Genomic DNA, 22,302 nt, shown 5'->3' on the forward strand with positions numbered 1-22,302 from the left:
GGCGGTCTTCAGCCGAGCAGCCGCAGGGCGCCCGGTACGGCGGTGACTGTCACCGGCAGCGGTTCGGTCCGCTCCCCGTCGGCGTACCCGGTGATGCCCTCGGCGGCGATCTCGACGGTGCGTGCCCGGTAGCTGCGTACCTGGGGATGGCTGACGTGGGTGCCGCGGTAGACCTGGGGTTTGATGCGGACCAGTGTGGTGCGGCGTACCGGCCCGGCCACCACCAGATCCAGCAGGCCGTCGTCGGGCTCGGCCGACGGGCAGATCCGCATCCCGCCGCCGTAATAGGCGGTGTTGCCCAGCGCGAGCAGCACCGCGTCGAACTCGTGCCGGACCCCGTCCAGATGCACCGTGTAGTGCCGGGGTCGCAGCCGGGCCAGTTCGATCAGGACCGCGATGTCGTAGCGGCGCGGACCGCGGGGCAGCCGCATCCGGTTGGCCCGGTCGTTGACGATGGCGTCGAAGCCGGCGGCGAGGACGGTGCCGAACCACCGGACCACGCCATCGGGGCGGGTCATCCGCGCGAGGTCCAGCCGGCGTACCCGGCCCCGGGTCAGCGCCCCGGCGATGGTCTCCAATGCCTGTGCGGTGTCGGCCGGCAGCCCCACCCCGAGGGCGAAGTCGTTTCCGGTGCCGCCGGGCACCGGCCCCAGCGCCGTCGCGCTGCCCGCCACCGCCTGCAGGACGCCGTGCACGGTGCCGTCACCGCCGACGGTGACGATGGCCGCGGCGCCCTCGGCGACGGCCTGTTCGCAGACCGTCCGCGCCTGGGCCGCGGTGCCGGTCTCGATCGTGCGCACCGCCCGCCCGGTCGCCGCCAGGCGCTGCGCCACCTGCTCCGGCAGGCCCCGGTGCCGGCCGTGCGCCGCAGTCGGGTTGACGAGGACGACAACGGCCCCCTCGCCCAGTGGTGCGGCGGTGGGGCCGTCGAGCGGCGTGTCGGTGTCGGTCACGGCGAGCACGGTACCGCTCACCGGGCGGGTGCCGGCCGCCGCGGGCCCGGCGCTGACCCCGCGGCATCGCCGGGTCAACGCCGGGTTCACGATCAGGTCATGTCGTCGTAGCGGCCGTCGATCGGCGTGGGCCGCTCGACCGGCTCACTGGCCGGGATCGGCGCGGGCACCTCGGTGGTGGGCACGGCGCCGACCGGTTCGGTGCTCGTCTGCAGCGGCGAGGCCTGGTCGTCGTCGAGCCCGGCGTAGACCTCCTTGCCCCGGCCCCGGCGCTTGTCGTTGAGGAAGGCGACCCCGACGGCGGCGAAGTAGAGGGCACAGAGGCAGATCGCCAGCGCGGTCATGCCGAACGGGTCCGGCGTGGGCGTGACCACCGCGGAGAAGGCGAAGAAGATGAAGACCGCCACCCGCCACCAGCTGAGCAGCTTGCGGGCGCTGACCAGCCCGACGAAGTTGAGCATCAGCACCAGCAGCGGGAACTCGAACGCCACCCCGAAGATCAGGATCATGTTGGTGACGAAGGAGATGTAGCGGGTGACCTCGAGCTGGTTCGACAGGCCGGTGAGGCCCGCCTCCAGCAGGAACGACAGGCCCTTGTCGACGATGAAGTAGGCAAGGAGCGCGCCGGCGGCGAACAGCGGCGCCGCGATCGCCGCGAAGGCGTAGGAGTAGCGGCGCTCGTGGCGGTGCAGGCCGGGAGCGATGAAGGCCCAGAGCTGGTAGAGCCAGACCGGCGCGGAGAGGATCAGACCGACCCAGAGGGCGATCTTGAGTCGCAGCAGGAACGAGTCGGCCGGCCCGAGCTGGATCATCTGGCAGACGCCGTCGGCGTCCCGCACACCGGGCAGGTTGCAGTAGGGGCGCTGCAGCAGCTCGAAGACCGGCAGCGAGACGAGGTAACCGACGACGAGACCGGCCAGCACGGCCAGCGACGCCAGGAAGAGCCGGTTGCGCAGCTCCCGGACGTGCTCGATGAGGGTCATCGACCCGTCGGCGGCGCGGTCGAAGTCGCTCTTCTTGCCGCGCTTCTTGAGGGCGAAGCCCACCGTCTATCCGGCCCTTCGGCTCAGTTGTCTCGGGGACGCTGCACCGGTTCGGCCACCGGCGGCTGGTAGGTCGGCTGCGGCTGACCCGGGGCCTGCGGCGGCTGGTAGGTCGGCTGCGGCTGACCCGGGGCCTGCGGCGGCAGGGTCTGGTAGCCGGCCTGCGCGTCGGCCTTCTCGGCGAGGTCGCGATCGTCGTCGGCGAGGCTCTTGGTCTCGGCCTTGAGGATGCGCAGCGACCGCCCCAGGGAGCGCGCGGCATCGGGGAGACGCTTGGCACCGAAGAGCAGGACCAGCACGACCACCAGGACGATGATGTGCCACGGCTTGAAAACGCCACTCATTGAAAAGCTCCACTTGCTGCTCGTCGCGGCCAGGTGTTATGGCCCCCATCGTACGTGCGCTGCCCCGCGACCACACCTACCAGGGGCGGTGGAATCGGTGACCGGAGCACGAACGGTGAGCCAACCCTGCCTGCCGGCGGCGGGCCTGGAGTCAGTCGTGCCGCTTGGCCTGAATCACCGCGACCCGCTGCGCCGCCGTCTGCGCCTGCTCCTGCAGGCGGGCGAGCTGTGGGTCGAGCGTCATGGCGTGGGCCTGCAGCGACTCCACGGCCGCCTGCTGGCGGCGCAGCGTCATCACGGCCCGCTGTAGCTGCGGGAGCCGGCTGAGGACCGGCCGCACCACCGCGACGAGCAGCACGAGGGCGGACAAGACCAGCGCGAGCACGATCCACTTGACCACGACGGCCAGCCTACTGGCCGGCGGCCGGGGCCGCAGCGGCAGCCGCGCCCGGCCGGGAGTACGCATCGAGGGCGAGCGCCGCCTGCGCGCGGACCTCTTCGGCGAGCTCCGGCGGCGACACCACGGTCACGCCAGGCCCGAGACCGAGTACGAGGCGGCGCGCCCAGGCCAGATCGGTGACGCGCAGCGACACCAGCCACTGGTCGCCGTCGGGCCGGACCTGCTCGCACGGGTAGTACTCGGTGATCCAGCGAGCGCCACGCCCGACCCGCAGGGTGATCAGCGGCAGGTCCGGGGCGGGGCGGAAGACTCCGGCGCTGACGTCCTGCGGGCGTACGTGCGGCGGCACCGCCGCGGGCTCGTCGAGTTCCAGGCACTCGTCGATGCGGTCGGCCCGGAACATCCGCATCCCCTCGGCACGACGGCACCACGCCTCCAGGTACGCGCGCCCGCCGACCATCAGCACCCGCAGCGGGTCGACGGTGCGCTCGGTGGTCTCGTCCCGGGCCGCGGTGTAGTAGGTGATCCGCAGCGCGCGGCCGCTCTGGACGGCGGCTCGCAGCCGCTGCACCCGGTCGCCGTCGCCCGGCAGCCGGACCGCCACCGGTGCGCCGGCCAGGTCACCGGCCGCGTCCTCGATCTTGGCGAGGGCGCCTTCGACCGCGTCCCGGTTGTCCACGCCCGGGGTCTCTGCCAGCAACCGCAGCGCCACCACCAGCGCCAGCGCCTCGTCCTGGGTCAGCCGCAGCGGCCGGTCGATGCCGGCGTCGTAGGTGATGGTGACCCGGTCGCCGTCAAAGGCCATGTCGATCAGATCGCCGGGACCGTAGCCGGGCAGGCCGCAGACCCAGAGCAGCTCCAGGTCCTCGCGCAGCTGCCGCTCGGTGACGCCCAGGTCCCCGGCGGCCTCGGCGATCTCGATCCCGGGCCGGGCCAGCAGGTAGGGCACCAGGTTCAGCAGGCGGGCCAGCCGGTCCGCGGAGGCGCGCGAGCCGGTCGCGCGGCTCACAGCCGGCCCCCGGTCGCCGCGAGCTCGTCGTGCCGGACGGCGATCTCCTTGAGCCGCTGGATCACGGCGTCCCGGACCTCCGGCGGCTCCAGCACCTGCACGTCGGCGCCGTAGCCGACGAGCTGACCGGCGAGCGCCTCGGCGTCGGAGTAGGGCAGCACCAGCCGGTCGCCGTGCCGGCCCGGCTCGCTGTGCAGCGCCCAGCGGCGCAGGCCGGCCGCGCGACCCGGCACGGCGAGCACCACGGCCCGGGCTGCCGGCTCACGCTCGCCGGACCAGCGCGCCACATGGGAGATCAGATCGAGCTCAGCGGGGGGCGCGTAGGCGCCGGCCGGCCCGACGCAGCGCACGGTGCCGGTGACCCTGGAGAGGCGGAAACACCGGGTGGCGTCCCGGTCCAGGTCGTGCCCGACCACGTACCAACGGCCCCGCCAGCACGCCACGCCCCAGGGCTGCAGGCGACGGCTGGTCGCGACGTCCTCGGCGGGCACCCGGTAGTCGAAGCGCACCTCGCGCCGCTCGCGGGCGGCGGTGGTCAGCGGCGCGAAGGCCGGGTCGACGGTGACCACCGGCTCCAGGGCCAGGGTCGCGCGGGAATCGACGTCGATGCCGCCGGCCCGCAGCTTGGCCAGCCCCGAGGAGGCGGCCGCGGCCAGGCCGGCGTGCTGCCAGAGCCGGGCCGCGATCCCGACCGCGGCGGTCTCGTCCGGCTCCAGACGGATGTCGGGCAGCGCGTACTCGCGGTGGGCGATGCGGTAGCCGGGCTCGGTGTCGAAGGCGCTCGCGGTGCCCGTCTCCAACGGAACACCCAGCTCACGCAGCTCCGCCTTGTCCCGTTCGAACTTCCGCTGGAAGGCTTCGTGGTCACGGGGATCGTCGGCGTCGTGCTCATATCCGGGCACGGTCGCCGCGATCTGGGCGGCGGTCAGGAAGCGCCGCGTGGAGAGCAGGCAGATCACCAGGTTGACCAGGCGTTCGGTACGGCTGCGGGACACGCGCAAGACGCTAGCAGTCGTACCCGCCGATGCGGGCACCCACGCCGCACCGGCGACGGGCGCCCCGCTGTACGGCGACGGCCCCTGGCCGTGGCGTACGGCCCGCAGACGATACCGTGCCCGCATGGTGCGATGGCGGGCAGCGGTGGTGACGGCGGTACGGCGACGCTGGGCCGGTGCGGTGGAGTTGGAGACCGTGCTGGCCGACGGCTCGCCGATGCGGGCGCTGGCCTACCCGCGGCTGGTCGGCGACCCCGGGCCGGGCGACCGGGTACTGCTCAACGCCGGGGCACTGCTGATGGGGCTCGGCACCGGCGGCTACGCCCTGGTGGTGGCGCTACCGGACCGGCTGCCCCCGGACCCGGTCGAGGCGGTCGACACCCGCGACGCCGGCCACCTGGTCAAGGCCCGCTACACACCACTGCAGCCGATCCTGCTCGGCGTCGACGAGGAAGCCTCGCCGTACCGGGCGGTGCTGGAGCACGCCGAGTCGCTCGACGGGATGCCGGTGGTCACCGCGGACCTGCACTCGGCGCTGCCGGCCGTGCTCGCCGGGGTGCTCGCCGAACAGCCGGGCACCCGGGTGGCGTACCTGATGACCGACGGCGGCGCGCTGCCCGCCTGGTTCTCCCGGACCCTCGCCGGGCTGGCCGGGCAGCTGGCCGGGACGGTCACCGTCGGCCAGGCCTTCGGTGGCGACCTGGAGGCGACCAACCTGCACAGCGGTCTGCTCGCCGCCCGTCACGTCCTGCACGCCGACGTCGCCGTCGTGGCGCAGGGCCCCGGCAACCTCGGCACCGGCACCACCTGGGGCTACTCCGGCGTGGCGGTCGGTGAGGCGATCAACGCCGTGCACACCCTCGGCGGCCGCGCGGTCGGTTCGCTGCGCATCTCGGCGGCGGACCCGCGACCGCGGCATCGCGGTCTGTCGCACCACAGCCGCACCGCGTACGGCAGGGTGGCGCTCGTGCCGGCCGACCTGGTGGTGCCGGCGGGGCTGGACGCGGAACTGGCCGCCGAACTCGCTCCGGCACTGGCGGAGCTGGCCGGACGGCACCGGATCGTCACCGTCGAAACGGACGGGCTGGACGCCGCCCTGCGCGCTTCGGTGGTGCCGCTGTCCACGATGGGACGGGGCCTGGACGCCGACCACGCCTACTTCCTGGCGGCAGCGGCCGCCGGGCGGCACGCCGCCCGGCTGGGGATGCAGGGCCCGCCGGCCGGCTGAAGGCCCCGGCTGCCCGCGCCTTCAGCTGAAGATCACCAGGGCGAGCCAGCCGCCGACGATCGCCGCGAGCGCCAGCGCCAGCACCCAGGTCGGCACCGTGTACTCGCCGCGCCGGTTGCGTTCGATCTCCTCACGGATCTTCTCGCGGCGACGCTGCAGGTAGTTGAGCTTCTCGGAGTGCTGGTCCGGGCCGGGGCCACCGGGGGGACCGGAGGGGTTCGGGTGTGTCATAACCCGACCAGCCTATCCCCGGCTACATGCTGGCGATCAAGCGCTCCACCCGCTCGTCGTACGCCCGGAACGGGTCCTTGCAGAGCACGGTCCGCTGGGCCTGGTCGTTGAGCTTGAGGTGCACCCAGTCGACGGTGAAGTCCCGCCGCTTCTCCTGGGCGTGCCGGATGAACTCGCCGCGCAGCCGTGCCCGGGTGGTCTGCGGCGGCGTCTCCTTCGCCGCGAAGATCTCCAGGTCGGTGGCGACCCGGTCGACCTCGCCGCGGCGCTCCAGTAGCCCGTAGAGCCCCCGGCCCCGGCGCACGTCGTGGTACGCCAGATCGAGCTGGGCCACCCGGGGATGGGACAGCGACAGGTCGTGGCGGCTCTGGTAGCGCTCGATCAGGCGCAGCTTGCTCACCCAGTCGATCTCCCGCGCCACCGGTTCGAGGTCGCCGGACTCCACGGCGTGCAGAACCCGTCCCCAGAGTTCCACGACGCGCTTGGCGGTCTGGTCGCCACCGCGGCGCTCGACGAACTCGGCTGCCTTGGCGAGGTACTCCTGCTGGATCTCCAGCGCGCTGATCTCCTTGCCCGACGCGAGGCGGATCTTGCGCCGGCCGGTGACGTCGTGCGAGACCTCGCGGATCGCCCGGATCGGGTTCTCCAGAGTGAGGTCGCGCATCGCCACGCCCGCCTCGATCATGCGCAGCACGATGTCGGCGGAGCCGACCTTGAGCAGGGTGGTGACCTCGTTCATGTTGGAGTCGCCGACGATCACGTGCAGCCGCCGGTAGCGCTCGGCGTCGGCGTGCGGCTCGTCGCGCGTGTTGATGATGGGCCGGCTGCGGGTGGTCGCCGAGGAGACGCCTTCCCAGATGTGCTCGGCCCGCTGGGAGAGGCAGTAGACAGCGCCGCGCGGCGTCTGCAGCACCTTGCCGGCGCCACAGATCAACTGCCGGGTCACCAGGAACGGGATCAGGACATCGGCCAGCCGGCCGAACTCGCCGTGCCGGGAGACGAGATAGTTCTCGTGGCAGCCGTAGGAGTTGCCCGCGGAGTCGGTGTTGTTCTTGAACAGGTAGATCTCACCTGCGATGCCCTCGTCGTGCAGCCGCTTCTCGGCGTCGATGAGCAGCCCCTCGAGGATCCGCTCGCCGGCCCGGTCGTGCGCGACCAGGTCGAGGACTGAGTCGCACTCGGGGGTGGCGTACTCGGGGTGGGAGCCAACGTCGAGATAGAGCCGGGCGCCGTTGCGCAGGAAGACGTTGCTCGACCGCCCCCAGGAGACCACCCGGCGGAAGAGGTATCGCGCCACCTCGTCCGGAGAGAGCCGCCGCTGCCCCCGGTAGGTGCAGGTGACGCCGTACTCGGTTTCGATACCGAAGATTCGCCGTTCCATGAGAAGACACTAGCCGCCTGGAGGCCTGGTTGGTCACTCTGGCGCGAGACCTTCATGTCAGAGAGTGGTCTGCAAACCACCCGCATTCAGACTTTCCACATATGACCGACAGGTGTCGTAGGAGGGCAGCAGGCCGGCCTGGCCCGCCTCGGCCAGGTTCGGCGCCGCCTGGTCGCGGGCCGAGAACAGCGGCACCTCGGCCGGCCAGTCGATGGCCAGTGTCGGATCCAGCGGGTGCACCGAGTGCTCCGCGGCCGGCTTGTACGCCGACGAGCAGAGATAGCTCAACGTTGCGTCGTCGGTCAGCGCGCAGAAACCGTGGCCCAGCCCTTCACCGATGTAGACCGCGCGGCGCTGCTCCTCGTCGAGGCGCACCCCCTCCCACTGCCCGAAGGTGGGCGAGCCCTCGCGCAGGTCGACGACCACGTCAAGGACGGCACCCCGGACGCAGGTGACGTACTTGGCCTGGCCGGGGGGCACGTCGGCGAAGTGGATGCCGCGGACCACGCCGCGGGCCGAGACGGAGAGGTTGGCCTGCGCCAGCCGCAGCGGATGCCCGACCGCCTCGGCCAGCCGGTCGCCGCGATACCACTCCATGAACAGGCCCCGGGGATCACCGTGCTGCTGCGGGGTGATCTCCCAGGCGCCCTCGATGCTCAACGGCGTGACCTTCATCGGTGCGCACCCTCCGTCCGTTCGGTGAGCAGTCCCCGCAGGTAATTGCCGTAACCGCTCTTGAGCAGCGGCTCGGCGAGCGCCTCGAGCTGGGCGTCGTCGATGAGGCCCGCCCGCCAGGCGACCTCCTCGACGCAGCCGATCTTCATCCCCTGCCGCTCCTCGACGACCCGGACGAACTCCCCCGCCTGCATCATCGAGGCGAAGGTGCCGGTGTCGAGCCAGGCGGTCCCGCGGTCCAGCACGCTGACCCGCAGCGAGTCGCTCTCCCGGTACGTCTCGTTGACCGCCGTGATCTCCAGTTCGCCCCGGTCGCTCGGCTTGAGCCCGCGGGCGATCTCGACGACCCGGTTGTCATAGAAGTAGAGACCCGGCACGGCGTAGCGGGACTTCGGCACCGCGGGCTTCTCCTCGATCGAGAGCACCCGGCCGTCGGCGTCGAAGTCCACCACGCCGTACTCCTGTGGATTGGCCACCGGGTAGGCGAATATGTGACCGCCTTTCATTTCACCCTGCGCGGCCAATTGACGGCCGAGTCCCACGCCGTGGAATATGTTGTCGCCCAGGATCAGGGCGACCGACTCGGCGCCGATGAAGTCCGCACCGAGCAGGAACGCCTGCGCGATTCCCTCCGGCCGGGCCTGGGCCGCGTACTCCAGGCGCAGTCCCCACTGGCTGCCGTTGCCGAGCAACCGCTGGAACTGGAGCTGGTCCTCCGCCGTGGTGACGACGAGGATATCCCGGACGCCCGCCAGGACCAGGGTGGAGAGCGGGTAATAGATCATCGGCTTGTCGTAAATAGGCATCAATTGCTTGGAGACGCCCCGGGTTACCGGCCAGAGCCGGCTTCCGGTCCCGCCCGCCAAAAGGATTCCACGCATTGCCGGGACCCTACCGGCAGGCGCGGGCAACTATCGCACACCGAGTGCGAAGTGTCGGACAATGAACATCGCAGATGCGGTGGAGTCCCCTTGCTCGGGCGTAGACTCCCGTACCTGTGAGGATTCTTGTCACCGGCGGGGCCGGATTCATCGGGTCCGAGTACGTACGCATGCTTCTCGGCACGGCCGACGACCCCGCGACGAACTCGGCGCCCCCGTGCGATCCGAGCGTGGTCACGGTGCTCGACAAGCTGACCTACTCGGGCAATCTCGAAAACCTCGCGCCGGTACGCGACGATGCGCGGCTGCAGTTCGTCCGCGGCGACATCTGCGATCCGACGGTCGTCGACGAGGTGGTCGCCGGCCAGGACGTGATCGTGCACTTCGCCGCCGAATCCCACGTCGACCGGTCGATCGAGGGCGCCGCGCCGTTCGTCACGACCAACGTGCTCGGCACGCAGACGCTGCTCGACGCCGCGCTGCGCCACGGAGTGGGCCGGTTCGTGCACGTCTCCACCGACGAGGTGTACGGCTCCATCGAGGAGGGCTCCTGGACCGAGGCATGGCCGCTGGCGCCGAACTCCCCCTACTCGGCGTCCAAGGCCGGCTCGGATCTGCTCGCGCTGGCCTACCACCGCACCCACGCCCTGGACGTGGTGGTGACACGCTGCTCCAACAACTACGGGCCGTACCAGTTCCCGGAGAAGGTCATCCCGCTCTTCGTCACCAACCTGCTCGACGGCGGGACGGTTCCCCTCTACGGCGACGGCGGCAACATCCGCGACTGGTTGCACGTGCGCGACCACTGCGCCGGGATCTCCCTGGTGCAGCAGAAGGGCCGCTCCGGTGAGGTCTACAACATCGGCGGCGGCACGGAGCTGACCAACGCCGAGCTCACCGAACGGCTGCTGGCCGCCTGCGGCGTCGGCTGGGAGCGGGTCGTGAAGGTGCCCGACCGCAAGGGCCACGACCGACGTTACTCACTCGACATCACCAAGATCAGCGACGAGCTGGGGTACGCCCCGCGCATCGGCCTGGAGCAGGGCCTGGCCGCCACGATCGCCTGGTACCGCGACAACCGCGACTGGTGGGAGCCGCTGAAGGCGGCCGGCGCGGGTTCCGGCGCCGCATGAGCGCCGTCCTGGTCACCGGCGCCGCCGGGATGCTGGGGCAGGACCTGCTCGCGGTCCTGCACGGCAGCGGCGCGCACAAGGTCACCGCCCGCACCCGCGCCGAACTCGACATCACCGACCCGGCGTCCGTCGCCGCGTCCGTCGCCGGCCACGACGTGGTGATCAACGCCGCGGCGTGGACCGACGTGGACGCCGCCGAGACGCGGGAGCAGGAGGCCACCGCCGTCAACGGCGCCGGGGTCGCCAACCTGGCTGCCGGCTGCGCCGAGACCGGGGCGCGGCTCATCCACGTCTCCACCGACTACGTCTTCGCCGGGGACGCCACCGTCCCCTACGCCGAGGACGCGCCGACGGACCCGATCAACGCCTACGGCCGCAGCAAGCTCGCCGGGGAGACCGCCGTGCGCCGGCTGACCCCCGACGGCGGGTACGTGGTGCGCACCGCCTGGCTCTACGGGGCCCATGGGCCGAACTTCGTCAAAACGATGCTGCGGCTGGCCGGCGAACGCGAGCAGCTCGACGTGGTCGATGACCAGCGTGGACAGCCGACCTGGTCGTTCGCCCTGGCGCAGCAGCTGGTGGCGCTCGCCGACGCCGCCGTGGCGGGCCGGGCCGCGCCCGGGATCTACCACGGCACCGCCGCCGGCGAGACAACCTGGTACGGCCTGGCACGGGCGGCCCTGGCCGAACGCGGGCTCGACCCGGACCGGGTACGACCCATCACCAGCGAACGCTTCCAGCGGCCCGCCCGCCGGCCCACGTACTCGGTAATGGGGCACGGACGCTGGGCGGCGGCGGGGATCGACGTGCAGCCGCACTGGCGCGCCGGCCTCACCGAGGCGCTGCGGCACGGCGACTGGTAGCCACGGCCGGGCTGTTCAGCTCGGTGCGCCGCCCAGCCACTGCCAGAAGGACGTCGACGGAGAATGCCCGTTGACGTCCTTCTGGCTCCTGGCTCGGAACTACTGGTCGGTTTCGGTCGCCGGCGTGTCGGGCTGCGTCTGCGGCCCGGTGGCGGGCGGGCCCTCCAGGTCGGCCGAGCCCGCCGAACCGGTCGGCTTCTGCCCGCCGGAAGCCGGCGTCACCGGCTCCGGGCGGGTCTCGGCGGCCTCGGCGGCCTCGGCACTGGCCGCGGCGGCGCCGCCGCCGAGCAGCGCGGTGAGCGCGTCTCCGGTGATCCGCCGGAAGGTGCGCCCGACCCGGTTGCGGTCCAGCACGGCGACCTCGAGCTGGTCGGCCGCGATCTCGCGGGGCGCGCCCGCCTCTCCGCCGACGCCGGCCAGCGCGCGCACCGCCACCGCGATCGCGTCGGTCAGCGACATCTGCGGATCGTGCTCGGCGCGCAGCACCCCGGAGATGGCCTCGGCCTGGCCGCCCATCGCCATCCGGCCCGGCTCGTCGTTGACCGAGCCGTCGTAGGTCAGCCGGTACAGCTCGTCGTCGGCGGGGGTCGCGCCCACCTGGGCGACGCAGATCTCCACCTCGAACGGCTTGGACTGCTCGGTGAAGATGGCACCCAGCGTCTGGGCGTACGCGTTGGCCAGGGCCCGGCCGGTGACGTCCCGCCGGTCGTAGCTGAGCCCGTTGAGGTCCGCCATCCGCACACCGGCCCGGCGTAGATTCTCGAACTCGTTGTACCGCCCGACCGCGGCGAAGCCGATCCGGTCGTAGATCTCACTGACCTTGTGCAACGCGCTGGAGAGGTTCTCGGCGACGAAGAGCACGCCACCGGCATAACTCAGGACGACCGCGCTGCGCCCCCGGGCGATGCCCTTACGCGCCAACTCGGAGCGGTCTCGCATGATCTGCTCGGGTGAAGCGTAGAACTGCATGGCCACGGCGAGGGTTCTCCTTCGGACTGGTTCGGCGAGGGCGGACGGCGACGCGCGGCGGTCAGCCGCCGGGGTTCTCCATGCGGGCGGCGACCACCGCTTCGGCGACCGCGGCCGTCTCGGCCTGGGTCAGCCGGTGGGTCCCCTCCGCCGTCGCGGTCATCACCACCGGATAGATGCGCCGGGTGACGTCCGGGCCGCCGGTGGCGGTGTCGTCGTCGGCGGCGTCGTAGAGCGCCTCGACCGCCAACCGCACCGCGTCGTCCACTGAGACGCCGGCGCGGTAGCGCTTCTTCAGCGCCGCCTTGGCGAAGAGCGAACCGGAACCGATCGCGTCGAAGCCGGTCTCCTCGTACGGGCCGCCGGTGACGTCGAAGCTGAAGATGCGGCCGGCGCGGGCCGGATCGGCGGCGGCGAGGTCAAAGCCGGCGAAGAGCGGCACCACGGCCAAGCCCTGCATCGCCGCGCCGAGGTTGCCCCGGATCATCGCCGCGAGCCGGTTCGCCTTGCCGTCGAGGGAGAGCATCGCGCCCTCGATCTTCTCGTAGTGCTCCAGCTCGACCTGGAACAGCCGCATCAGTTCGATGCCGATGCCGGCGGTGCCCGCGATGCCCACCAGCGAGTACGCGTCGGCGGGGTGAACCTTCTCGATGTCGCGCTGGGCGATGAGGTTGCCCATTGTGGCCCGCCGGTCGCCGGCCATCACCACACCGCGGTCGGCGGCCACGGCGACGATGGTCGTCGCGTGCGGGGCCAGGTCGGCGGCCATCCCGGGCGGCAGCGGCCGGCGGCCGGGCAGCAGCTCGGGCGCGGCCATGCTCAGGAACTGGGTGAAGGAGGACGTCCCGGCGTTGGTGAAGACATCACCAAGACGCCCGGACGCATCGAAACCGGCTGCCACGTGGTTCCTCTCAGGTAGATGATCGCCTGGACCGGCCGGCTGCCGCTGGCGCGGAAACCGGCCGAGACCACCGTTGCGGTTGGGAGAAGATTATCTCGCACGCTGCCGGCGCGCGATCTTCCTGGCCGTCGGGGTGACGTCAGTGGCAGGGTGCTGCCGCCGCGGTCACTGACCGCCCTTCTGGACGTAGCCGCGGACGAACTCCTCGGCGTTCTCCTCCAGCACCGAGTCGATCTCGTCGAGCAGGTCGTCGACCTCCTCGGTGATCTCCGCGTGCCGCTCCGCCACCTCGGGGTTCGCCTCGGTGGTGACGTCCTCGATCTCCTCGTCGCGCTTGGCCTTGCCCGACTGGGACTGACCGCCGGTGTCACGGGTAGCCATCTCGGTGCCTCCTCACGATCGCCTACCGGAAACTTACCCTGACTGGACGACGAAAGGGGCTGCTGCCGCGTCGGGCACGACCGGCATCGTCCACCTCAGCCGCCGGTCAGGGTCTCCAGCAGGTCCTTGGCGCTGGCACAACGGTCGAAGAGCGCGCCCACGTGCGCCCGGGTTCCCCGCTCGGGCTCCATCATCGGCACCCGGACCAGCGACTCGCGGCCGACATCGAAGATGACCGAGTCCCAGCTCGCGGCGACCACCTCCGAGGCGTACTGCGCCAGGCAGCGGCCCCGGAAGTACGCGCGGGTGTCCTCCGGCGGTTCGGTCATCGCCCGCCGGATCTGCTCCTCGTCGAGGAGGGTCTTCATCGCGCCCCGGGCGACCAGACGCTGGTAGAGGCCCTTCTCCGGCCGCACGTCGGAGTACTGCAGGTCGACCAGTTGCAGCTTGTGCGACGCCCAGCCGAGGCTCTCGCGGTCCCGGTACCCCTCCAGCAGCCGCAGTTTCGCCACCCAGTCCAGCTCGTCGGCGCAGAGGAAGGCGTCGCGGCCGAGCCGGTCCAGCACACTCTCCCAGCGCCGCAGGACGTCGATGGTGTCGGCGTCGGCATCGTCGCCGTACCGGTCGGCCACAAAGGCGCTGGCCCGCTCGTAGAAGGCCCACTGCAGGTCCAGTGCGGTCAGCCGGCGCCCGTCGCGCAGCCGGACCAGGTGCGTGAGGCCCGGGTCGTGGCTGACCGCCCGCAGCTCGCTGACCGGGTCGGCGATCCCCAGATCGCCGGTGAGCGCCTTCTCCTCGATCATCGCGAGGATGAGCGCGGTGGTGCCGACCTTGAGGTACGTGGAGGTCTCCGACAGGTTGGCGTCGCCGATGATTACGTGCAGCCGGCGATAACGGTCGGCGTCGGCGTGCGGCTCGTCGCGGGTGTTGATGATGGGGCGCTTGAGCGTCGTCTCCAGCCCCACCTCGACCTCGAAGAAGTCGGCGCGCTGCGAGATCTGGAAGCCCGGCCGGGAGCCGTCCTGGCCGATGCCGACCCGCCCGGCGCCGCAGACGATCTGCCGGGTGACGAAGAACGGCGTCAGGTACGCCACGATGTCGGCGAACGGCGTCTGCCGGCGCATCAGGTAGTTCTCGTGCGAGCCGTAGCTGGCACCCTTGTTGTCGGTGTTGTTCTTGTAGAGGTTGATCGGGGCGCTGCCGGGGATGGTGGCCGCCCGGCGTGCCGCCTCGGCCATCACCCGCTCGCCGGCCTTGTCCCAGCGCACCACGTCCAGTGGATTGGTGACCTCGGGAGTGGAGTACTCCGGGTGGGCGTGGTCGACGTAGAGGCGGGCGCCGTTGGTCAGTATGACGTTGGCCAGGCCGAGTTCCTCGTCGGCGAGCGACTCCGCCGGGTCGTAGGCGGCGCCGGAGTAGGTGAAGCCACGTGCGTCGCGCAGCGGCGACTCCTCCTCGTAGTCCCACCGGGCCCGGCCACCGCGGGAGAGCTCCGGCCGGGCGCCGTAGGCGTTGACGATCTGCGAGGAGCTGATCATCGGGTTGGCGCCGGGCTGCCCCGGCACGGAGACGCCGTACTCGACCTCGGTGCCCATGATCCGTCGTACGCTCATGCCGTCAACCCGCTTCGCTCGCCGCGCCCGATCGTTTCCTGCCCGTCGAGCCTAGCCCGCCGTACGCCCGACCGGGGCCGGGCACGCGAGCCGCCCGTTCCACAGTGGCGGCCGATGGCAGTGACGCCGGCCGCGCGGGCGGTGCCGCGGGCCGGCGTCACGCCGATGGTCAGAGGTACTGACCGGTGTTGCTGGCGGTCTCGATCGACCGTCCCGCCTCGGTGCCCTTGCCGCCGGAGACGAGGGTGCGGATGTAGACGATCCGCTCCCCCTTCTTGCCGGAGATCCGGGCCCAGTCGTCGGGGTTGGTGGTGTTGGGCAGGTCCTCGTTCTCGCGGAACTCGTCCAGGCAGGCGTCCAGCAGGTGCTGCAGGCGCAGGCCCTTGCGGCCGGAGGAGAGGAACTCCTTGATGGCCATCTTCTTGCCGCGGTCGACGATGTTCTGGATCATCGCGCCGGAGTTGAAGTCCTTGAAGTACAGGACCTCCTTGTCACCGTTGGCGTAGGTGACCTCGAGGAAGCGGTTGTCCTCGGTCTCGGAGTACATCCGCAGCACCACGGCGTCGATCATGGCGGCCACGGTCGCCTGGGCGTCGCCGCCATGCTCGGCCAGGTCGTCGGGGTGCAGCGGCAACCCGGCGAGGATGTACTTGGTGAAGATGTCCCGGGCGGCCTCGGCATCCGGCCGCTCGATCTTGATCTTCACGTCGAGGCGGCCCGGCCGCAGGATCGCCGGGTCGATCATGTCCTCGCGGTTGGAGGCGCCGATGACGATGACGTTCTCGAGCCCTTCGACACCGTCGATCTCGCTGAGCAGCTGCGGGACGATGGTGTTCTCCACATCGGAGGAGACACCCGAGCCACGGGTACGGAAGACCGAGTCCATCTCGTCGAAGAACACGATCACCGGCGTGCCCTCGCCGGCCTTCTCCCGGGCCCGCTGGAAGATCAGCCGAATGTGTCGTTCGGTCTCGCCGACGTACTTGTTGAGCAGCTCCGGGCCCTTGATGTTGAGGAAGAAACTGGTGTGCTTCTCCTCGCCGCGCCGCTCGGCGATCTTCTTCGCCAGCGAGTTGGCGACCGCCTTGGCGATGAGCGTCTTGCCGCAGCCGGGCGGACCGTAGAGCAGGATGCCCTTGGGTGGGCGCAGCTGGTGCTCGCGGAAGAGGTCGGCGTGCAGGAACGGCAGCTCCACCGCGTCGCGGATCTGCTCGATCTGCGACTGGAGTCCCCCGATGTCGGAGTAGTCGACGTCCGGGACCTCCTCGAGGATGAGCTCCTCGACCTCGCTCTTCGGGATGCGCTCGTACGCGTAGGCCGAACGCGGTTCGATCATCAGGGAGTCGCCGGCGCGCAGCGGCTCCTCGATCAGGGTATCGGCGAGGTGGACGATCCGCTCCTCGTCGGCGTGCGAGATCACCAGCGCCCGGTCACCGGAACCGGTCGAGGGATCGTGCAGCACCTCCTTGAGCATCACGACCTCGCCGGCGCGCTCGAAACCGAACGCGTCCACGATGTTGAGTGCGTCGTTGAGCAGCACCTCCTGGCCGCGGCGCAGCTGCGCCACATCCAGTGAGGGAGACACCGTCACCCGCAGCTTGCGACCGCCGGTGAAGACGTCCACCGTGCCGTCGTCGTGCAGCGAGAGGAAGACGCCGTACCCGCTGGGCGGCTGCGCCAGCCGGTCGATCTCTTCCTTGAGGGTGACAATCTGGGTGCGCGCCTCTTTGAGGGTGTTCACCAGGCGGTCGTTGTTCTCGGTCAGCCGGGCCAGTTGCGCCTGGGTGGCCGCCAGCCGCTCTTCGAGCTGCCGGACGTGTCGGGGGCCTTCGGTCAACTTCCGCCGCACGAGAGCGAGTTCCTCCTGGAGAAACGCGACCTGCGTGGAGAGATCGTGGGCCTCCTTCTCCCACCGTGCGGCGCTTGAATCCGCGTCGTCACTGCGTGCCACGTCCCACCTCCCCGGGGGGCTTGAACGTTGTGAGCTAACACTAGCCGGTATGGCGTCGATTGGGACCCATGCAACGCGCCCGTCACCCAAGCTTGATCGGTCCGGTACGCCCTGCGGGCCATTACCGCCATTCGGGTAACGTCGGGGGCGTGGGACTTGGGAACATGGGGGGTGCACTGTGACGGCGCAGGTGGAGACGGGCAGCGACCAGCTGCGGGTCTGGGTGGACCAGGATCTCTGCACCGGCGACGGGCTCTGCGTGCAGTACGCGCCCGAGGTCTTCGAGTTCGACGTCGACGGCCTGGCCTACGTCAAGGACGACTCCGGTGAGCTGCAGACCGATCCGGGCAGCCGGGCATCGGTCCCGGCGCACCTGCGGCTCGAGGTGATCGACTCGGCGAAGGAGTGCCCGGGCGAGTGCATTCACGTGGTGCGCGTCGCCGACGACGTCGAGGTCGCCGGACCGGACGCCGAGCAGGACTGACAGCGGGGCGCGTTCGCGCGCCCCGGCCGGTAGCCACCCGCCGCCGGCGCCCATCGGGCGCCGGCGGCGGTTCTGTCTCAGCAGCGGCGGTGTCGGCGGCCCGGCCGACATCCGGCCCGGCCTGCAACCTCAGCCCACCTGGACTGCGGAAACACCGGGACGGCCGCAGCCCGGCGGGCGGTTCAGAGCAGCGGGCGACCCACCACCGAGGCGACCAGCCGGGCGAACTCCTCCAGGCGCGCGATCTGCCCGGCGCCGCCGTCGTCGACGGTCTTGCCGAACCGCAGCGCGTCGTGCCGCGCGCCCGGCACGCCCTCCTCGCCGCCCGAGGCGGACTCGTCCAGTGAGGCCAGCAGCAGGTAGACGTCGATGCTGTCGACACGGACCCGGCCGGACTCCGTGCGGTGCAGCCGCCGCCGGCAGCCCACCTCGGTGACGGTGGAGACCGGCACCACCCGCAGCGACGAGGTCATCGAGAGGTTGGGGCCGTCCTCCTCCGGCACGTCCTCGCCGTGCCAGAGGATCAACCGGCTGCCGTCGCAGATCGCGACCTCCTGCCAGACCCCGTTGACCTCGTTGACGAAGCGTTCGAGGGTGAAGCCGAGCACGGAGCCGCCGCGCAGCACACCCTCGAGCGCTTCGAGCGCAATGTCCGGATCGCGCAGATACGCACGAGCCGCAGATTCCAGATCCTGGTACGGCGACCAGTCCGGGAAGACCGCGGGCAGGTCACCGCCGCCGAATTCGGGTCGAGTCATGCGACGGCCGACCGCCACTCACCGCTCACCGGGGACCTCCTCCACGGCCGACTGCGCCGAACCCGGCTCCGCGGTGGCCGGCTCCGCGACAGCCGTCTGCCGGGCCTCGGCGTCACGCAGAGCCTGGCGCCGTGCCACGTACGCCTCGGCGCCCTTGCTCGGCTTGCGGCGCCGCGGCGGCGCGGTGACGCCCGGGGCCAGCTTGCGGGTGCTCACCAGGAAGGCGGTGTGGGCGATCATCCGGTGGTCCGGTCGCACCGCGAGACCGTCGACGTGCCAGTCGCGCACCAGCGACTCCCACGCCCTCGGCTCGGTGAACCCACCCCGCTCGCGCAGCGCCTCCACCAGCTCCGACATCTGCGGAGTGGTGGCGACGTACCCGATGAAGACCCCGCCCGGCACGAGCGCCCGCTCGACCAGGTCGATCATCTCCCACGGGGTGAGCATGTCCAGGATGATCCGGTCGAAGCCGGTCTCGGCGCAACCGGCGACGTCGCCGACGTGCAGGTTCCAGGCCGGGTGCGGGGCGCCGAAGAACGCCTCGACGTTGCGGCGGGCGATCTGGGCGAAGTCGTCGCGCAGCTCGTAGGAGTGCACCTCTCCCCCGGTGCCGACCGCGCGCAGCAGTGAACAGGTCAGCGCGCCGGAACCGGCGCCGGCCTCCAGCACCTTGGCGCCCGGGAAGACGTCGCCCATCGCGACGATCTGCGCGGCGTCCTTCGGGTAGATCACCTGCGCGCCCCGCGGCATGGAGAGCACGTAGTCCGACAGCAGCGGCCGCAGCGCCAGGTAGGCGGTGCCGCCACCGGAGGTGGTGACCACGCTGCCGTCGGGGAGCCCGATCAGCCCGTCGTGCTCCAGGATGCCGCGATGGGTGTGGAACGCCTTGCCGGGCTCCAGAGTGACGGTGTGCATCCGGCCCTTGGGGTCGGTGAGCTGTACCCGGTCGCCGGGGCGGAACGGGCCCCGGTGGGCGGGCACCGGCGCTGTCGCGCCGGACTCCGGTGTGCGGGACTCGGCCGGGCCGGCGGAGGGGTGAGGGGTCACTTGGTCATCTTCCGTCTGGGTTCGAGGAACTGCACGAGGTCCGTGATGTGCAGGACGCCGACGATATTTTCTCCCGAGGTCACCGCGTACTGCGCCCCCGGGTGGGCGCGCACGGTTTCGATCACGTGCTCCCCGTCGGCGCCGAGCGGAATCGCCGGCAGCTTGCCCACGTCGCGGGCGACCGAGTCCACCGCCAACCAGGGCCGGCGCTGCTCCGGCACCGCCTCGGCCGCGGTCCGGTCGACCAGGGCGATCAGCCGGCCGGCCGAGTCGGCCACCCCGATCACGTCGTCGCCGCGGCCGGCCTCGGCGGCCCGCCGCTGCGCCTCCGCCAGGGGTGTGCCGCCGGCCACCGTGAAGACCGGCCGCGCCAGCGCCGCCAGGTCGATCAGCGGGAACCGCCGGCCCAGCCGGGCCGACTGCACCGCCTGGCCGGCCCCGCGCCAGAGGGTGAAGGCCACCAGCAGCACCAGCGGCAGGGCCACCGGCCGCAGCCAGTCGATCAGCACGAGCCAGACGACCAGAGCCGCGGTGCCGACCGCCAGACCACGGCCCACCTTGCCGGCGACCTCGGTGCCGAGGTGCCGGTCCCGGGTGATGGCCCAGACCCCGGCGCGCAGCGCCCGCCCACCGTCCAGCGGCAGGCCGGGAAGGCTGTTGAAGACCGCCACCAGCACATTGCTGACGGCGAGCTGGAAAGCGAACTGGTACGCCAGGCCCTGCGACGGCAGCGCCACGGTGACCCCGATCGCCGCCAGCCCGAGGACGAACGAGACGGCCGGACCCGCCAGCGACACCAGCAGGTCGACGCGGGGGCTGGGCGCGTCGCGGTCCATCTCCGTGTAGCCGCCGAGCAGCTCAAGGGTGATCCCGCGCACACCGATGCCGAAGTGCCGGGCCGTCAGCGCGTGCCCGAGCTCGTGCAGCAGCACCGAACCGAGCAGGCAGAGCACGAATCCGAAACCGGCGACGTAGCCGGCGACCGCCGAGAGGTCCAGCAGACCGCGGACGAGTTCGCCGTACATCACCGTCACCAGCAGCGCCAGCAGCGCCACGGAGGTGTGCAGGTGGACCGGTACCCCGAGCACACGGCCCAGGGCGATGCCCGGGGCGCGCACGGGCGCTTTCGGTGGCGGGGACGTCTGCTCCATCGGCCCGATGCTACGGACTGTGCCTGGGAGCGCAGCCGCCACGCTGCGCGGAGGTGACGTCGTACCGGTGGAATAGCCTTCGGGGCATGACGGCGGAACCGGTGACCCAGCAGTCCGCACCCTCGGCGCAGCCCAGGCCCGGGCACGACGCGCTCCCGGGCACGGCGGCGACGCCCGCCGCGCAGGCCGGTCCGGCCGCCTCCCGCAGCCCACTGCCGCTGGTACGGGCGTCGCTGTCGCCATCGCGGGCGGCGGACTTCAAGACCTGCCCGCTGCTCTACCGCTTCCGCAGCATCGACCGGCTGCCCGAGCGCACCACCCCGGAGCAGGCGCGGGGCACCCTGGTGCACGCGGTGCTCGAGCGGCTCTTCGACCTGCCTGCGGCGCAGCGCACCCCGCAGGCCGCCGCCGCGCTCGTGCCCGGCGAGTGGGAACGGCTCGTCGCCGAGCAGCCGGAACTCGCCGGGCTCTTCGACGCCGCAGCGCCGCCCGCAGCCGGCGCCGAGTTCCTGAGCTCAGCCACCGCGCTGCTGGACGGATACTTCGCCGTGGAGGATCCCAGCCGCCTCGAACCGGCCGAACGGGAGAGCCTCGTCTCCGCCCTCGTCGACGACGAACTACTGATCCGCGGCTACATCGACCGGCTCGACGTGGCACCCGACGGCGCGCTGCGGGTGGTCGACTACAAGACCGGCGGGGCGCCCCGCGAGGCCTTCGAGGCGCGGGCGCTGTTCCAGCTGAAGTTCTACGCCCTGGTCCTGTGGCGCACCCGCGGCGTGGTCCCCCGGGTGCTGCGCCTGGTCTACCTCAAGGACGCGCAGGTCCTGGACTACACCCCGCAGGCCGACGAACTGGTGCGGTTCGAACGCACGGTGATGGCGCTCTGGCGCGCGATCGAGCAGGCCATCGCCCGGCAGGATTTCCGTCCCTCACCGAGCCGGCTCTGTGACTGGTGCAACCACCAGGCCCACTGCCCGACCTTCGGCGGCACTCCGCCGCCCTTCCCCGAGCAGCACCCCGCCGACCCCGTCGCCGCCGACCCGGCCGTGCCCGGCGCGGACGAGTGAGCCGGGCACGAACGCGGCCGGCCGGCGGGCCGACGGCCCCGCCGGTGCGGATCCTGCTCGTCGACGAACAGCCGATGCTCCGGGCCGGTTTCCGGACTGTGCTCGGCGCCGAGACAGGGCTCGACGTCGTCGCCGAGGCAGGAGACGGCCGGACGGCCCTGGAGCTGGCCCGGCGGCTGCTGCCGGACATCGTGATGATGGACGCGCGTACACCCCGCCTGGACGCCGCCGGTCTGCTGGGAGCCCTCACCGCGGCCCGGCTGCCGGTACGTGTGCTGGTGCTCGCCACCGACGGGCTGGACAGCGCCACACTGGCCGCCCTGCGCGCCGGCGCCCAGGGCGTGCTGTCGAAGGATGTGCCGGCGGCCGACCTCGTCGCCGCGGTCCACGCGCTGGCCACCGGCGCCGGCGTGCTGGCGCCGGGGCTGCTCGCGGAGCTTCTGAAGGGCGTGGACGTGGATCGGCCCGAGGTGCCGCCGGCGGCCCCGCACGTGCTCACCGTGCTGACGGATCGGGAGCGGGAGGTCCTCGGTCAGGTCGCCCGGGGGCTCTCCAACGCCGAGATCGCCCAGGCGCTGTCGGTCAGCGAGGCCACCGTCAAGAGCCACGTCGGCAACGTGCTCACGAAGCTGGCGCTGCGCGACCGGGCGCAGGCGGTCGTGCTCGCCTACGAAACGGGTCTGATCCGCCCCGGCTCCCGGTGACCGCTTCCTGAGAGCACGCATCGGACTGTCAGGGAAAACCCCTACTCCGTCCTGGGTGGTCCCCGCAGCAGAAATCCGCCCGCGCTCCACCGGGAGTTGGACGAAACCGCGCTCGGCCGGGCCGATGATGAAGTGGCCGC

Annotated in this window: 24 protein-coding genes; 6 read left to right on the forward strand and 18 right to left on the reverse strand. The window is 71.7% G+C overall.

All coding sequences use genetic code 11. The annotated features are described in order from the left end of the window. Positions 1 to 8 precede the first annotated feature (8 nt). From ACK8GG_RS18720 to ACK8GG_RS18745, 6 genes are all read right to left on the reverse strand, one after another. The gene (locus ACK8GG_RS18720; protein WP_440356896.1) at positions 9 to 953 is read right to left on the reverse strand and encodes a diacylglycerol kinase; all 945 of its coding nucleotides are present in this window, start codon (positions 951 to 953) and stop codon (positions 9 to 11) included. A 92-nt stretch (positions 954 to 1,045) separates the two neighbouring features. Then, a complete protein-coding gene (gene tatC, locus ACK8GG_RS18725; RefSeq protein ID WP_440350891.1) occupies positions 1,046 to 1,999 on the reverse strand; it encodes a twin-arginine translocase subunit TatC in 954 nt (317 codons plus the stop codon). A 20-nt stretch (positions 2,000 to 2,019) separates the two neighbouring features. Beyond that, complete coding sequence (gene tatA, locus ACK8GG_RS18730) at positions 2,020 to 2,340, reverse strand: Sec-independent protein translocase subunit TatA (RefSeq protein ID WP_440353152.1); 321 nt, start codon at positions 2,338 to 2,340, stop codon at positions 2,020 to 2,022. A gap of 151 nt (positions 2,341 to 2,491) precedes the next feature. Further along, on the reverse strand, positions 2,492 to 2,740 hold the full coding sequence (locus ACK8GG_RS18735) for a hypothetical protein (protein ID WP_440353153.1): 249 nt from the start codon (positions 2,738 to 2,740) through the stop codon (positions 2,492 to 2,494). Positions 2,741 to 2,750: 10 nt separating this feature from the next. Continuing rightward, the gene (locus ACK8GG_RS18740) at positions 2,751 to 3,749 is read right to left on the reverse strand and encodes a helix-turn-helix transcriptional regulator (RefSeq protein ID WP_440353154.1); all 999 of its coding nucleotides are present in this window, start codon (positions 3,747 to 3,749) and stop codon (positions 2,751 to 2,753) included. Then, positions 3,746 to 4,744: a helix-turn-helix transcriptional regulator gene (locus ACK8GG_RS18745; RefSeq protein ID WP_440353155.1), complete on the reverse strand. Its 999-nt coding sequence runs from the start codon at positions 4,742 to 4,744 to the stop codon at positions 3,746 to 3,748. Before ACK8GG_RS18745 ends, ACK8GG_RS18740 begins: the two co-directional genes overlap by 4 nt. A gap of 124 nt (positions 4,745 to 4,868) precedes the next feature. Between ACK8GG_RS18745 and ACK8GG_RS18750 the strand changes: the two genes are divergently transcribed. Continuing rightward, complete coding sequence (locus ACK8GG_RS18750; RefSeq protein ID WP_440356897.1) at positions 4,869 to 5,972, forward strand: DUF3866 family protein; 1,104 nt, start codon at positions 4,869 to 4,871, stop codon at positions 5,970 to 5,972. A 21-nt stretch (positions 5,973 to 5,993) separates the two neighbouring features. Here the strand turns inward: ACK8GG_RS18750 and ACK8GG_RS18755 are convergent, their stop codons facing one another. Genes ACK8GG_RS18755 through rfbA form a run of 4 tightly spaced genes read right to left on the reverse strand, consistent with a single transcriptional unit; the run spans position 5,994 to position 9,140 of the window. Next, positions 5,994 to 6,203: a hypothetical protein gene (locus tag ACK8GG_RS18755; RefSeq protein WP_440350885.1), complete on the reverse strand. Its 210-nt coding sequence runs from the start codon at positions 6,201 to 6,203 to the stop codon at positions 5,994 to 5,996. A gap of 22 nt (positions 6,204 to 6,225) precedes the next feature. Beyond that, the gene (pafA, locus tag ACK8GG_RS18760) at positions 6,226 to 7,584 is read right to left on the reverse strand and encodes a Pup--protein ligase (RefSeq protein WP_440350884.1); all 1,359 of its coding nucleotides are present in this window, start codon (positions 7,582 to 7,584) and stop codon (positions 6,226 to 6,228) included. Between the two features lie 57 nt (positions 7,585 to 7,641). Further along, entirely contained in the window at positions 7,642 to 8,259 is a 618-nt protein-coding gene (gene rfbC / locus ACK8GG_RS18765) for a dTDP-4-dehydrorhamnose 3,5-epimerase (RefSeq protein WP_440350883.1), read from the reverse strand. Then, positions 8,256 to 9,140, reverse strand: coding sequence for a glucose-1-phosphate thymidylyltransferase RfbA (rfbA, locus tag ACK8GG_RS18770; RefSeq protein WP_440350882.1), 885 nt, complete (start codon positions 9,138 to 9,140; stop codon positions 8,256 to 8,258). The genes rfbC and rfbA overlap by 4 nt, the downstream gene beginning before the upstream one ends. 116 nt (positions 9,141 to 9,256) lie before the next feature. On the opposite strand from rfbA, the gene rfbB reads away from it, so the two are divergent. Both rfbB and rfbD read left to right on the forward strand, forming a co-directional pair. Further along, positions 9,257 to 10,273: a dTDP-glucose 4,6-dehydratase gene (gene rfbB / locus ACK8GG_RS18775; RefSeq protein ID WP_440350881.1), complete on the forward strand. Its 1,017-nt coding sequence runs from the start codon at positions 9,257 to 9,259 to the stop codon at positions 10,271 to 10,273. After that, the gene (rfbD, locus tag ACK8GG_RS18780) at positions 10,270 to 11,136 is read left to right on the forward strand and encodes a dTDP-4-dehydrorhamnose reductase (protein WP_440350880.1); all 867 of its coding nucleotides are present in this window, start codon (positions 10,270 to 10,272) and stop codon (positions 11,134 to 11,136) included. The genes rfbB and rfbD overlap by 4 nt, the downstream gene beginning before the upstream one ends. Positions 11,137 to 11,235: 99 nt before the next feature. Here rfbD and prcA read toward each other — a convergent pair whose 3' ends face one another. From prcA to arc, 5 genes are all read right to left on the reverse strand, one after another. Further along, positions 11,236 to 12,111 carry a proteasome subunit alpha gene (gene prcA / locus ACK8GG_RS18785; protein WP_440350879.1) on the reverse strand — a complete coding sequence of 292 codons (876 nt, stop codon included), beginning with the start codon at positions 12,109 to 12,111 and terminating at the stop codon, positions 11,236 to 11,238. A gap of 55 nt (positions 12,112 to 12,166) precedes the next feature. Continuing rightward, the gene (gene prcB, locus ACK8GG_RS18790; RefSeq protein WP_440350878.1) at positions 12,167 to 13,006 is read right to left on the reverse strand and encodes a proteasome subunit beta; all 840 of its coding nucleotides are present in this window, start codon (positions 13,004 to 13,006) and stop codon (positions 12,167 to 12,169) included. 165 nt (positions 13,007 to 13,171) lie between these two features. Further along, positions 13,172 to 13,387, reverse strand: a complete 216-nt coding sequence (locus tag ACK8GG_RS18795) for a ubiquitin-like protein Pup (RefSeq protein ID WP_440350877.1) — start codon at positions 13,385 to 13,387, stop codon at positions 13,172 to 13,174. Between the two features lie 95 nt (positions 13,388 to 13,482). After that, complete coding sequence (dop, locus tag ACK8GG_RS18800) at positions 13,483 to 15,000, reverse strand: depupylase/deamidase Dop (protein WP_440350876.1); 1,518 nt, start codon at positions 14,998 to 15,000, stop codon at positions 13,483 to 13,485. A 169-nt stretch (positions 15,001 to 15,169) separates the two neighbouring features. Beyond that, entirely contained in the window at positions 15,170 to 16,951 is a 1,782-nt protein-coding gene (gene arc, locus ACK8GG_RS18805) for a proteasome ATPase (protein ID WP_440350875.1), read from the reverse strand. A 178-nt stretch (positions 16,952 to 17,129) separates the two neighbouring features. On the opposite strand from arc, the gene ACK8GG_RS18810 reads away from it, so the two are divergent. Then, on the forward strand, positions 17,130 to 17,435 hold the full coding sequence (locus tag ACK8GG_RS18810) for a ferredoxin (RefSeq protein ID WP_440350874.1): 306 nt from the start codon (positions 17,130 to 17,132) through the stop codon (positions 17,433 to 17,435). 182 nt (positions 17,436 to 17,617) lie between these two features. Here ACK8GG_RS18810 and ACK8GG_RS18815 read toward each other — a convergent pair whose 3' ends face one another. The 3 genes from ACK8GG_RS18815 to ACK8GG_RS18825 are packed head-to-tail and all read right to left on the reverse strand — an operon-like array spanning position 17,618 to position 20,391. After that, positions 17,618 to 18,193: a hypothetical protein gene (locus ACK8GG_RS18815; protein WP_440350873.1), complete on the reverse strand. Its 576-nt coding sequence runs from the start codon at positions 18,191 to 18,193 to the stop codon at positions 17,618 to 17,620. An 18-nt stretch (positions 18,194 to 18,211) separates the two neighbouring features. Continuing rightward, positions 18,212 to 19,240: a tRNA (adenine-N1)-methyltransferase gene (locus tag ACK8GG_RS18820; protein ID WP_440356898.1), complete on the reverse strand. Its 1,029-nt coding sequence runs from the start codon at positions 19,238 to 19,240 to the stop codon at positions 18,212 to 18,214. Beyond that, positions 19,237 to 20,391, reverse strand: a complete 1,155-nt coding sequence (locus ACK8GG_RS18825; RefSeq protein ID WP_440350871.1) for a site-2 protease family protein — start codon at positions 20,389 to 20,391, stop codon at positions 19,237 to 19,239. The genes ACK8GG_RS18820 and ACK8GG_RS18825 overlap by 4 nt, the downstream gene beginning before the upstream one ends. A gap of 86 nt (positions 20,392 to 20,477) precedes the next feature. On the opposite strand from ACK8GG_RS18825, the gene ACK8GG_RS18830 reads away from it, so the two are divergent. Beyond that, positions 20,478 to 21,458 carry a RecB family exonuclease gene (locus tag ACK8GG_RS18830; protein ID WP_440350870.1) on the forward strand — a complete coding sequence of 327 codons (981 nt, stop codon included), beginning with the start codon at positions 20,478 to 20,480 and terminating at the stop codon, positions 21,456 to 21,458. Next, complete coding sequence (locus ACK8GG_RS18835; protein WP_440350869.1) at positions 21,455 to 22,162, forward strand: LuxR C-terminal-related transcriptional regulator; 708 nt, start codon at positions 21,455 to 21,457, stop codon at positions 22,160 to 22,162. Before ACK8GG_RS18830 ends, ACK8GG_RS18835 begins: the two co-directional genes overlap by 4 nt. Positions 22,163 to 22,302 lie beyond the last annotated feature (140 nt).

The organism is Melissospora conviva (assembly GCF_049523535.1).
Lineage (GTDB): Bacteria > Actinomycetota > Actinomycetes > Mycobacteriales > Micromonosporaceae > Melissospora > Melissospora conviva.

What these genes read in the sequence shown, in the direction of transcription:
- tatA (WP_440353152.1), bottom strand. Translation starts at nt 2,340, where the DNA reads ATGAGTGGCGTTTTCAAGCCGTGGCACATCATCGTCCTGGTGGTCGTG.
- ACK8GG_RS18750 (WP_440356897.1), top strand. Translation starts at nt 4,869, where the DNA reads ATGGTGCGATGGCGGGCAGCGGTGGTGACGGCGGTACGGCGACGCTGG.
- ACK8GG_RS18755 (WP_440350885.1), bottom strand. Translation starts at nt 6,203, where the DNA reads ATGACACACCCGAACCCCTCCGGTCCCCCCGGTGGCCCCGGCCCGGAC.
- pafA (WP_440350884.1), bottom strand. Translation starts at nt 7,584, where the DNA reads ATGGAACGGCGAATCTTCGGTATCGAAACCGAGTACGGCGTCACCTGC.
- rfbC (WP_440350883.1), bottom strand. Translation starts at nt 8,259, where the DNA reads ATGAAGGTCACGCCGTTGAGCATCGAGGGCGCCTGGGAGATCACCCCG.
- rfbA (WP_440350882.1), bottom strand. Translation starts at nt 9,140, where the DNA reads ATGCGTGGAATCCTTTTGGCGGGCGGGACCGGAAGCCGGCTCTGGCCG.
- rfbD (WP_440350880.1), top strand. Translation starts at nt 10,270, where the DNA reads ATGAGCGCCGTCCTGGTCACCGGCGCCGCCGGGATGCTGGGGCAGGAC.
- ACK8GG_RS18795 (WP_440350877.1), bottom strand. Translation starts at nt 13,387, where the DNA reads ATGGCTACCCGTGACACCGGCGGTCAGTCCCAGTCGGGCAAGGCCAAG.
- dop (WP_440350876.1), bottom strand. Translation starts at nt 15,000, where the DNA reads ATGAGCGTACGACGGATCATGGGCACCGAGGTCGAGTACGGCGTCTCC.
- ACK8GG_RS18815 (WP_440350873.1), bottom strand. Translation starts at nt 18,193, where the DNA reads ATGACTCGACCCGAATTCGGCGGCGGTGACCTGCCCGCGGTCTTCCCG.
- ACK8GG_RS18825 (WP_440350871.1), bottom strand. Translation starts at nt 20,391, where the DNA reads ATGGAGCAGACGTCCCCGCCACCGAAAGCGCCCGTGCGCGCCCCGGGC.
- ACK8GG_RS18830 (WP_440350870.1), top strand. Translation starts at nt 20,478, where the DNA reads ATGACGGCGGAACCGGTGACCCAGCAGTCCGCACCCTCGGCGCAGCCC.